This is a genomic window from Luteibacter anthropi (assembly GCF_011759365.1).
Taxonomy (GTDB): Bacteria; Pseudomonadota; Gammaproteobacteria; order Xanthomonadales; family Rhodanobacteraceae; genus Luteibacter; species Luteibacter anthropi.
This window is the reverse complement of the sequence record NZ_JAARLZ010000005.1, coordinates 73920-86511: the sequence shown is the minus strand read 5'-3', so window position 1 is coordinate 86511 and position 12592 is coordinate 73920. Positions and strand designations below refer to the sequence as shown.

Genomic DNA, 12592 nt, shown 5'->3' with positions numbered 1-12592 from the left:
AAATCCCCTGTGACCGGTGTCAGCCGCGGCCCAGCAGGCGGCTGAGCAGCCCGCGCTTTGCCGGTGGAGGCGCGGGCCTGGCCAAGGCGAGATCCGCCGCCAGGGTGCCCAGCGTGCCGTTGGCGATGTCCAGCAGGTTCATCTGCACGCCGGTGAGCTTCTGTACCCGGGCCGCCATGTCCACCGCGAGCAGCGAATGGCCGCCGACGTCGAAGAAGTTGTCGCTGGTGCGCACACGTGGCATGCCCAGCAGTTCCTGCCACACGCTGGCGAGCAGGCGTTCGCTCTCGCTGCTGGGCGAGGCGTCCGGAGCGGCTGTTTCCTGCTGCATCCCGGCAGGCATCGGCAGGGCATCGACATCGATGTCTCCTTCGGGAAGCAGGGGCAGCACATCCAGGCCGACGAGGCTTGCGGGCACCGCCCAGCCAGGAAGACGCGCGGCCAAGGCGATGCGCAGCATCTCTGCGTCCTGTTTCATGCCCGGGGCGGATACGTACCAGGCGCGCAGTTCGTCATCCGTCATTACCGCCACGGCCCGCACGACGCCAGGCTGCGCCAGCAGGGACGCCTCGACGGCAAGAAGGGAGACATCGACGCCGTGCCGGCTGACGACGCGGTCCATGCGACCCAGCAGCTGTACCCGCCCGTCGGCAAGCCAACGGGCGAAACGATGCCTAGAGGTATCGCCGGCGCTGGTGGCTCGTGCGCCAAAGGGCTGCGGCGCAAGGGGGCCCTTCAGCAGGATCGTGCCGACGGCACCGATCGGGCAGGGTTCACCATCTTCATCCACGATCCATAGCTGGCAACCTGCCATGGGACGTTCGTCCAGCAGCGGCAGCGCAGGAAAATGGTCGAACCTGCCGGGCTCGCGCGCACCGGTCAGTGCGACCAGCGGACCGAGCAGCGATAGCACCGAGCCATTCGTGAAGCGGTTATTACCCGTGGCCTGGTTGCCGGCATGCTTCGCCAGCGCATCCACGGCGAGTGCCAGGGCGGCATGCGACAGCGAAGTACCAGTCGCGTGTCCCTCGTCATCGAGGGTATGGAAGGCGATGGCAGGCGTGGCCGGCGACGGCGGCTGGAAATGTAGCGGTGCACCGCCATCGGGCAGCGGCTCGTCGAGCCACACGGCGCAATCGGCAGGCCAGTCCAGCGGTGTTTCGAGCGAACGTTCACCCACCAGCAGCGTCGTGTGTGCATCGGTCAGCACTTCCCGGCGCCATGTCGCCGGATCGGCGCGGTCGAGCAGAAGCAGCGTGCCGCCAAGACGCAACACGGCAAGCGACGCAGCAAGGCGATCCAGTCCGGTATCGAGGCACACACCGATCACGGCACCCGTCGCTGCTCCACGTTCCACCAGCGCCCGGGCAACCTGTCCGCTACGGCGTTCCAGCGTTGCGAGGGAAAACGAGGTGCCATCGGACAGTGCCTGGGTGGCATCCGGTGAAGCGGTGATCCTCTCGTCGATACGACTTACCGGATGGGGCACGTTGTCGGCGACGTCGGCATGCCACTGCCGCACGCGTTCGCGCTCGGCCTCGGTCGCCGCCGTGAGCCGGCCCACGGCGATCGACGGATCGTGGATCACCAGTTGCACCATGGCCAGGTAGCGTTCACGCATCAGCTGGGCGGTATCGCTGCGCAGCAGGTCGGCGTTGTAGGTGACACCACCGACCATGCCGGCCTGGTTTTCCAGGAACCATAGGCCCATGTCCTCGGTGGCGGCGCTCTGGAACAGCAGGATCTGTTCGTGCGCGAGGCCGCCCCAGTCCACGTTGCGCTGGCGTGCATCCTGGAACGAGAACAGCGCCTGGTAGAGCGTGGCACCGGTGCCATGCCCGATGCGCAGTTCACGTTGCAGGTATTCCAGCGGCACGTCGGGATGGCCGAAGGCGTCGATGGCCACGCCGCGTACCTTGCGCACGAATTCCACGAAGGACAGCGTGGGATCCACGTGCACATGCAGCGGCAGCAGGTTGTTGAAGTAGCCCATCACCGATTCCACCTCGGTGTGGTTGCGGCCTCGAACAGGCGTTCCCACCACGAGATCACGCTGACCGGCCGAGCTGGAGAGCATGGCGAAGTAGAGCGCGAGCAGGGTCATGTTGAGCGTGGCTTCAGCCTGCCGTGCCACCTCGTGCAGTGCATCCGTGGTGACGCGGTCTACATGGATCCACTCGGTATGGCCCAGCCCCGACATGCCGGGACGACGAGGATGATCGGTGGGCAGCGGGCGGATATCGCCCATCTTTGCCAGGCGCTCGCGCCAGGCGGTCAGCTGGGCCTGGAAGGCCGGTGTTTCCAGCCAGTGCGCATGCCATTCGGCGAAATCGCCATAGGTGACCGGCAGCGCGGTCAGCGGCGAGGGCAGGCCGGCTGCGAAGGCGCGGTAGATGGCCGACAACTCGTTGCAGAAGATGTCGAACGACCAGCCATCCCAGATGATGTGATGCGGCATGAAGAACAGCACGTGCTCGTCGTCCGCGAGACGGAACATGCGCGCGCTGAACAGCGGCGCGCCGCCCAGGTCGAACGGCGTATCCGTCAGCTGGCGCAGGCGCGCCATCAGGCGTGCCTCGCGCTCGGGGGCCGGAAACAGGCTGAGGTCTTCGGCGGGAAACAGGCGGTAGTCCAGCTGCGGTCGCACCACCTGCAGCAGTGCCTCGCCGGTATCGACGAACGAGGTGCGCAGGCTCGGCTGACGTTGCACCAAGGCCTGGAAGGCCATGTCGAATGCGTGTTCGTCGAGCCGGCCGCGCAGGCGATGGGCTGACGGTGCGTTATAGGTCACCCGGCCCGGATGCATCTTTTCCAGCGCCCAGAGGCGCCGCTGCATCAGCGACAGGGGCGCGTGGTCCTGGCTGTCGCGATGATCGATGGGATCGGGTCTTGCGATATCACTTCCGCTCAGCGCATCGATGGCGATGGACAGTCGCTCGATGCTGGGCGCATCGAACAGCGTGCGGAAGGAAAGCGTGATCTCGAATTCGCGATTGAGGCGGGCCGTGAGCTGCGCTGCCAGCAGGGAATGGCCGCCCAGTGCAAAGAAGTCGTCGCGCACATCGAGCCCGGGCAGGCTGAGCACCGACTCCATGGCCGCCGCCACGCGGCGCTCGGTGTCGTTGCGCGGAGCGATACGCTCTGCGTCGTTCACGGCGGAATGGGCCATGGGCGCCGGCAGGGCCTTGCGGTCGGTCTTGCCATTGGGCAGCAGGGGCAGTGCGTCCAGCACCACGAAGTGCTGCGGCACCATGTAGTCGGGCAAGCGGGCGCGCAGGCGGCTGCGCAAGGTGTCCTCGTCCAGTGTGGCACCTTCGCGCGGCACGATGTAGGCGACCAGTCGCACGTCGCCCGGCCGGTCCTCGCGCGCCATGACCAGGGCGCGGGCCACGTCCGCTGCATCGGCGAGCACGCATTCGATTTCACCAGGTTCGATGCGATAGCCGCGCACCTTCACCTGGAAGTCGAGGCGACCCAGGTGCTCGATCAGCCCGTTCGCCAGCCAGCGGCCGCGGTCGCCCGTGCGATACATGCGCGCATCCGGGCTTTCCGACCACGGATCGGGCAGGAAGCGCTCGGCGGTAAGTTCGGCACGATCCAGGTAGCCCAGCGTTACACCCGCGCCACCGATATGGATTTCGCCAGGTACGCCCAGCGGGCAGTGGTTGCCGTGCGCGTCCAGGATATGCACGGTGGTGTTTGCGATGGGCCTGCCGATATAGATGCCTTCGCGGGGGTCGGACACGCGCCAGTAGGTGGAGTAGACCGTGGTCTCGGTGGGGCCGTAGCCGTTCCACACCTCGCCGCAGCGATCGAGCAGGGCTTCGGCCAGGTCCACCGGCAGGGGCTCGCCGCCAGAAATCGCACGGAAGGCAGGGCGGCCGTGCCAGCCCGCTTCCACCAGCAGGCGCCAGCCGGCCGGCGTGGCCTGCATGACCGTGGCATCGCAGGCTTCCACCAGCTGGCGCAGCTGCGCGCCATCGCGTACATCGTCACGGCCGGCAATCACCACTTCCGCGCCGCTGGTCAGCGGCAGCAACAGCTCCATGAAGGCGATGTCGAACGACAGCGTGGTGACGGCCACCAGTCGGTCGTCCGGTGCGATACCCGGGATGCGCTGCATCGCGGTGAGGAAGTTGGCCGCGGCGCGATGCGGAACGCGTACACCCTTGGGACGGCCGGTGGAACCCGAGGTGAAGATCACATAGGCGACGGAATCGGGCGTGGCTGCGCGGCGGTTGCGCTCGGGGCGATCGTCCGGGGCCTGCGCGACTTCGGCACCGTCAAGCGCGAGCCGGCGGGTGGCATCGAAGTCGAAAGGCAGCGGTGAATCGTCATCCGTGACCAGTGCAGCGAGCGCGGCATCCGCGGCCATGAAGCTGAGCCGGTCCGCCGGAAAGGACGGATCGAGCGGCACGTAGCCGGCACCGGATTTCAGCGTGCCGAGCACGGCGGCCAGCATGTCGGTGCCGCGCGCCAGGCACAGGCCCACCAGCGAGCCATGGCCGATGCCACGCGCACGCAGTGCATTGGCGATGGTGTTGGCGCGTGATTCCAGGGCAAGGTAGCTGAGCGACCGGTCGCCATGCCTCACCGCCGCACGGGTGGGCGCGCGATCCACCTGCCGCTCGAAGAATTCATGCGCCAGGCGCAGTTCGGGGAAGGGCGTGGGAGCGGGCTGCAACGCGGCCAGTTCGCGATAGACGGCCTCCGAGACCACGGGCAAGGCAGCTGCGATGGCCTGCGCATCCCGGGCGGCTTGACGCAGCAGGGTCACGTAGGCATCGAGCCAGCCCTGTACCGTGGCACCTTCGAACAGGTCGGCGTTGTACTGGCATTCCAGGCGCAGGCCATCGTCAAGCTGCACGGCGTTGACGAACAGTTCGAAGTTTTCGTAATCGCGCGGAACGGCCTCTACGTCGAACGTCATCCCGGGAAAGCTGATGACGCTGTCGTCGAGTTTCGCATCGAGATTGAACAGTACCGAGACCAGGGGCAGGCGCGACGGATCGCGTCCCAGGGACAGGCGGCCCAGCAGGCTGCCCAGCGTGTAGCGCTGGTGGTCGAAGGCATCGAAGAGATCACCACGCACGCGCCCCAGCAGGCCAGCGAAGGTATCGCCGGCATCCACGCGCGTACGCAGGGGCAACACGTTCACGGCGTGGCCGACGAGGGTGTCCTCGCCGGTGGCCGCCTGGCCGGCGGTGGGGATACCGATCACCAGGTCGTCCTGGCCGGTAAGCCGCTGCAACAGCACCGTAAAGCCGGTAAGCAGCGTGGCATACAGGCTGGCACCGTGCGCCACGCCGAGCTGGCGCAGGGCGGCCAGCTCGGCGGCGTCGATGGTGCGGTCTTCGCGCCGTGAGGCGAACGAGCGCCGCCGCGGGCGCGAGCGGTCGGTGGGGAGATCCAGTACGGGTGCCGCGCCGGCAAAGCGGTCGAGCCAGTACCGTTCATCCTCCCGTGCCGCTTCCGTGCCGGCGTGCGCCGCCTCGTCCAACGCGAAGTTCGAGAACGCGCCGGCCGGGGCAGGACCCTGTCCCTTGCCCGTGCCTTGCGCGTATAAGGCGGCGAGATCGCGCACGATCACGCCGAACGACCAGCCGTCGCACACGATGTGGTGTGCGGCGAGGGTCAGGATATGGTGGTCGTCGCCTAGCCGGAACAGCTCGGCGCGTACAAGCGGGCCGTGTTCCAGGTCGAAGGCGGTGGTGACGATGCGCGACCAGGCGGCACGAAGCTTTGTCTCGCATTCGTACGCTGCCATCAGCGAGAAATCGTGGGTCGCCAGCGGCAGCCGCCCATGTGCGGCGATGAACATGTGTTCGCCGTCGGCGCTGAACGTGGAGCGCAGGGCTTCATGGCGTTCGACGAGGCGATGCAGCGATGCTTCCAGTGCATCGAGTACCAGGGTGCCCCGGAACGTGATGGCGATGGCTTCGTTGTAGGCCAGCGAAGCCTCTGGCTCAAGGTGGGACGCCAGCCACAGTTCGCGCTGGGCGGCCGTCAACGGAGCGAGGCGGGCCAGCGTCGCTCCGGTGAACGGGTCGTAATCGACCGCCGTGGCGGTGGCGCGCTCCGGCGACGTCATGCGCCCACCCTCAGATACTTGCCCGGCAGGTCGGGATTGGGAACGAACCAGGCCGGATGGCCTTCAGGGTCCTTGCCCAGGCGTGCGCCGGGCAACGGCGGCATAGCGGCATCGAGGCATGCCGCTTCCTGCCGCCGTGGCAGGAAACCGGCTTCCTGGAGTTCCAGCACCGATTCACGGAAGGCGCCGGCAATGGCGGCGAAATCCGCCTCGTCATGCGCCGTGGTGAAGAAGCACGGGAAGTTGTCGAGGATGTGGATCCCGCGGCTGCGCATCATGGCGAACAGCAGGTCCTGCAGGGGATGGTCTTCCATGAACTGGGTTTTCCATACGGAGGCGAAATGGACGATCTTCAGCGGTGCGCCCACGTCGGCGCAGAAGGCGTTGAGTTCGTCCGCCATGGTCGTCACGCGTGCATTCAGGCGCTCCTGCAACGCAGCGCCTTGCGTGGAGAGGTGAGTCAGCACGGCATGGGTCGCGGCCAGTGCGAGCGGATGGCGCACGAACGTGCCGGCGAAATAGGTCACGCCCACGGTCGGTACGGAGTCGTCGCCGAAACGCCAGTCACCGCCGTCCAGCGCGTCCATGAATCGCCGCCTGCCGGCTATGACGCCGATCGGGAAGCCGCCGCCCACCACCTTGCCGTACGAGGCCATGTCGGCATCGATGCCAAGCACGGCCTGGGCACCGCGAGGGTGCGAGCGGAACCCGGTGACGACCTCGTCGAAGATGAGCAGTGAACCGGCTTCCTCGGTGATCGCGCGCAGTTCGCGCAGGAATTCCACCGGCTGGAAATCCGGACGCCGGCTCTGCACCGGTTCGACCAGCACGGCGGCGATGTCATGCGCACGCTCGCGGATGATCGCCAGCGATTCCGGCGTGCCGTAGTCGAGCACGAGCACATGTTCCGCCGTGTTGCGCAGGATGCCGGGAGCAGCCGGTACGGAGGTGAGCTTCTTCGTGCCGCGCACGATCACTTCGTCGAAGATGCCGTGGTAGGAGCCGGTAAAGATCACCAGGGTCTCGCGACCGGTGACCGTGCGGGCCACGCGCACGCAGCCCATGACGGCTTCGGAGCCGGTATTGCACAGCGCAGCGCGGTCGAAGCCGGTCAGGTCGCAGACCTGCCTGGCCACGATGCCTGCAAGGGGATGCTGCGGGCCGATTTCATAGCCGCTGTCCAGTTGGTTGCGCACGGCATCGAGCACGAAGCCGGGCTGCCAGCCGAAGAGATTCATGCCGAAGCCGTTGAGCGCATCGATGTATTCGTTGCCGTCGATGTCCCATACCTTCGAACCCTTCGAGCGTTCCACCACGATCTGGTAGACGATTTCCTTCAGCAGCGGGCGGAAGCCGTTGACCACGCGCGGGTCGGCCAGGTGGTCGCGGTGCTCGGTCGTGTAGGCCTTGGAGGCCTTCGTGCGCTCGACGTAGCGGCGGATGAAGGCATCCAGGCGCGTGCGCTGGCGCGCGGTGAGTTCGGTGCCTCCGGTATGAATGCGCGCGATGGCGCCGAAGGCCTTTTTCACGTCGTAGGTGGTGTGGGCCACCCCCGATTCCTCGGCATCCACCGCCGCTGGTGCAGGGGCCGACCGTGTCGGCGACCCGGATGTACCGCCATCTCCCCGCGTGCCTGTGAGCATTGCCAGCTGCTCGCGCATGATCTGCATTTGCTGGGCGATGACGCTCTGGACGAGGTCGGCGGGAGCGGAGGTGGGGGTTTCAACGGGCTGTTCGCGCGCGATGCGCGCTCCTGCAGGGGGCTGTTCCGGGGCGAGGCTGTTGTCGAGGCGGGTGGCCAGGTTGGTGAACGTATCGCAACCGTCCATGAGTTCGCGGAAGGCGATCTTCAGGCCGTAGGTCTTCTGCAATTGCAGGGCCACCTGGGTCAGCGCCAGGGAATCCAGGCCCAGTTCGACGAAGCTTGCCGTGGCGCTGGCGCCGGCCAGATCGTTGCCTGATACGTCTTCGAACAACGCGATCAGTTCGTCGACGAGACGGCGGGAACGTGGGGTGGCTTCACTGGGCATGGGGTACTCCGGTACGTCGGGTGTTACGGCGGGCGTCGCCGGCATGACGCTGGCGATGGCAGTCACCGACGCCGGCGGGCGTGCGTCGATCCAGTGCCGTTTGCGTTCAAAGGGGTAGGTGGGCAGGCACACGCGACGGCGCTGGCCACGGTGGTCGAGCGTGGCGACATCCGGGCCGGCGCCTACGCTCCACAACGTGCCGACGGCATCCAGCCATGCGCTGCGCTCGGCCGCCGCATCGTCTGCCAGCGAAGCGATGACACCGCGTCCGCGGCATTGCGCATGCTGGCGGGCCAGCTGGGTGAGCACGGAGCGGGGGCCGACTTCCAGGAATGTATGGGATGTGTCGTCGAGTGCATGCAGCAGTGCTGGGGAGAACTGCACCGTCTGGCGCAGATGCGCGGCCCAGTAATCGGCCGAGGTGGCATCCGTTGCGCTCAGCACGCCGCCCGTCACCGTGGACAGGATGGGCAGCCCGGGCGCGGAAAGGGGCACGCGGGCCACCTCGGCACGGAAGGCATCGAGCACCGGGTCCATCATCGCCGAGTGGAAGGCATGCGACGTACGCAAGAGGCGGCAGGCGACGCCTTCGTCCTCAAGCACAAGGCGGAAAGCTTCCACCTCATCGTGCGAGCCGGCGACGACGCTTGCATTGGGCGCGTTATCCGCCGCCAGCGAAAGATGAGACGGCAGCCGCGAGCGGAGTTCGGCGACGCCCAGTCGCACGGACAGCATCGCGCCCGGCGGCAGCGCCTGCATGAGCCGGCCGCGACGGGCAACCAGCCGGGCGGCATCTTCCACGGCCATCACCCCGGCGATGGCCGCGGCGGCAAATTCACCGATGCTGTGACCGATCATCGCGGCGGGCCGGATGCCGAGACTCATCCACAGGCGTGCCAGGGCATATTCGATGGCGAAGGTGGCAGGCTGGGTCAGCGCCGTCTCACGCAGGGCATCCTCGTTGCCATCGAACAGTGGTTCGCGCAGGTCGAAACCGAGTTCGTCGCGCAAGGCGTTTGCCACCTGGTCCAGCGCCTCCCGGAACACCGGCTCGGTGGCATGCAGTTCACGCCCCATGCCGGTGTATTGCGAGCCCTGGCCAGGGAACAGAAACACCACGCCGGGACGAGGGTCACGGCAGGCGTGGCCGCTGGCAGCAGCGGCTATGTCGCGCAGCTTCGCTTCGGCATCGGCGGTATGGGCGGCGACGACATGGCAGCGATGCAGGAAGGCCTTGCGCCCCACCGCCAGGGTCCATGCCACGTCGGCGAGGTTGCCCTGCGGATGCGATGCAAGGTGGTCGGCCAGGCGTGCGGCACTCGCGGCAAGCGCCGATGGCGACCGGGCCGAGAGAAGCAGTAGCTGACTGCCACTGGCGACATCGGAGGGTGTCCTGGCCGGAGCCTCGGCGAGAATGGCATGGGCATTCGTGCCGCCAACACCGAATGAACTGACACCGGCAAGCAGCGGTGTTCCAGCCGTCTGCCAGGGGCGCAGGGTGTCGTTGACGACGAATGGTGACCCGGCCAGTCCCAGTTTCGGGTTGGGCGCGGTGAAATGCAGTGATGGCGGCAGGCGCCGTTCGCCCATGGCCATGGCGGTTTTGATGACACCCGCCGCACCGGCTGCCATCACCAGGTGCCCCACATTGCTCTTCAGGGAGCCGATGGCGCAGAACCCCGCGTCGGCGGTATCGCGGCGAAACGCCTCGACAAGGCCTTCCATCTCGATGGGATCACCCAGCGGCGTGGCCGTGCCGTGGGCTTCCACATAGGAAATATCACGTGCGCTGACGCCGGCGTCGCGCAGCGCCGCCGAGATCACGGCGGCCTGGCCTGCGGCATTGGGCGCGGTGAAGCTGGCCTTTTGCGCGCCATCGTTGTTCACGGCGACGCCGCGAATCACCGCATGGACGGTATCGCCGTCACGCAAGGCATCGCTGAGGCGTTTCAGCAGCACGACGGCGGCGCCATCGCTGAATACGGTACCGCCTGCTTTCTCGTCGAAGGTGCGCGTATGCCCGTCGGGTGACAGCATCGAACCTTCCTGGGCCACGTAGCCGCTGCGTGGTGGACAGCTGATGGAGACACCGCCGGCCAGAGCCATGTCGCAACGTCCGGCACGCAGTGAGTCGAATGCCTGGGCGATGGCCACGAGGGAGGTGGAGCAGGCCGTGTTCACGCTGACCGCCGGCCCGGTGAGGTTCAGCTTGTGGGCAACCCGCGTTGCCAGGTAATCCTTCTCGTTGCCCAGCATCACCTGGAACGCGCCAAGACGATCGATCAGGTCCTGGCGGCCGGCCAGGTGACGCTGGTAATAGGTGGCGTTGTGCATGCCGCCGAAGACGCCAGTGATCTTCTCGTTGCGATCCGGCACGTAGCCGCCGCGCTCCATGCATTCCCAGCACAGTTCCATGAACAGGCGCTGCTGTGGATCGGTCAGCTCGGCTTCGCGGGGAGACATGCCAAAGAAGCCCGCATCAAAGCATTCCACATCGTCGATGACGCCCCGCGCGTGGACGTAGCCGGGATCTTCCCGCTCCATGCCTACCGCAGGATCCAGTTCATCGGGTGAAAAGAAGCGGATCGATTCGCGCCCGGCGCAGAGGTTTTCCCAGAAAGACTCGACGTCGGGTGCACCAGGAAAGCGGCCAGCCATGGCGATGATGGCGATTGGCTCGCTACCTGACGCGGTACCCCTGGAACCCGGCGGCTCTGTGACGGTATCGGTGTTCTGGGCCAGCGCAGCCAGGCGCGCGGGGGTGGGGTGGCCGAACAGGTTCACGAGGGTGGGTCGGGTCGATACCGTGGCATGGATGGCGGTGATGACACCTGCGGCGAGCAGGGAATCGCCGCCCAGGTCGAAGAAATTGTCATCGCGGCCAACACGATCCAGGCTCAGCACGTCCTCGAAGATGGCGCAGATGCGTTGCTCCATGTCGCCGCGTGGTGCAGCGTAAGGGGCTGCAAGCTCCGGGCGTGCCTGATCCGGGTCGGGCAGGGCGTGTCGATCCAGCTTGCCATTGGTATTGATGGGCATGCAGGCCATGCGCTTCCACGCGGTCGGTAACATGTAATCGGGCAGGCGCTGCGCCAGGGCGTCACGCAGCGTGCGCGCGTCATGCTGTTCTTCGGCGGCATACCACGCGACGAGCCGCTTGTTGCCGGCGCGGTCCTCACGGGCCGCGACCACTGCATCGGTTACACCCTCGATGGCGCGGAGTGCCAGTTCAACTTCGGCGGTTTCGATCCGGTAGCCGCGGATCTTCACCTGGCCGTCGATGCGGCCGATGAAATCCAGGTTCCCGTCGTCCCGCAGTCGCACCAGGTCGCCGGTGCGATACAGCGTGCCCAGTGCCGATTCGACGAATCGCGCAGCGGTCAGTTCGGGCCGGTTGAGGTAGCCGCGTGCCACGCCGCTGCCACCGATATACAGCTCGCCACGCATGGCGGGGTTGCCGTTCTCGTCGAGCACATGCAGCGAGGTCTGCCCGATGGCCTTGCCGATGGGAATGGCGTCGTCGCTGTTCCAGGAGGGGGGAATGGCGAAGGTGGTCGCGAAGGTCGTGCATTCGGTGGGGCCATAGCCGTTGACCAGCCGGACCCGGGGTAGCGCCGAGAGGGCCTTGCGCACATGGCGCACAGACAGCGCTTCGCCGCCGGTCAGGACGCAACGCAGGCCGGCCAGGTGCATCGGATCATCGTCGATGATGGCGTTGAACAGTGCGGCGGTAAGCCATGCGTGGTCGGCGCCATGGCGCGTCACGGTACGCGCGATTCCCGCCCCGGTGGGCGTGTGCTCATCGTGGATCACGCAGGTTCCCCCATTCAGCAGCGGGGCGAAGATCTCCAGCGTGGACGCGTCAAAACCCAGCGGTGCGGCATGCAGGACCACGGGGGCGTCGAAGTCCATGAACGCGGAGTGCAGCACCAGTCGGAGGATGGACCGATGACGGATTTCCACCCCCTTGGGCTGGCCGGTGGACCCTGAGGTGTACATGGCATAAGCCGTCGATTCGCCATCGCCGGTGGATGGCGTGTTTCGCTGCGCCGAGGGTAGCTGGCCGGGGTCCAGGATCTTCCATCGGGCGTCATGGCGGCGCGTAAACACCACCCGCGCGCCCGCATCGTTCAATGCAAACGCCAGTCGCTCATCCGGCCACGTCGTATCCAGCGGAAGATAGGCCGCGCCAGCCTTCAGGATACCGAGCAGGGCGGCAATCGCGTCCGCGGAGCGCTCCATGAGCAGGCCGACATAATCGCCAGGCGAGACACCTTCGGCGAGCAGGGCAGAGGCCAGGGCGTCACTGCGTTGATCCAGCTCGGCGTAAGTGAGGGAGCAGGCATCCGAGGCGATGGCGATCCGGGCGGGGCACATGCGGGTCACGTGGCTGAAACGCCCGTGTACCGTCGCATCGGCGGTCGTGTCGAAGGCTATCCGACCTTTCATGTGCTCCCCCCAAATGGCATAG

General features: G+C 66.8%; 2 protein-coding genes. Both read right to left on the bottom strand.

The features are described from left to right. Positions 1-19 precede the first annotated feature (19 nt). Positions 20-6091, bottom strand: a complete 6072-nt coding sequence (locus tag HBF25_RS10365; protein ID WP_166948093.1) for a non-ribosomal peptide synthetase — start codon at positions 6089-6091, stop codon at positions 20-22. Further along, a complete protein-coding gene (locus HBF25_RS10360; RefSeq protein WP_243853173.1) occupies positions 6088-12570 on the bottom strand; it encodes a polyketide synthase in 6483 nt (2160 codons plus the stop codon). Before HBF25_RS10360 ends, HBF25_RS10365 begins: the two co-directional genes overlap by 4 nt. Positions 12571-12592 lie beyond the last annotated feature (22 nt).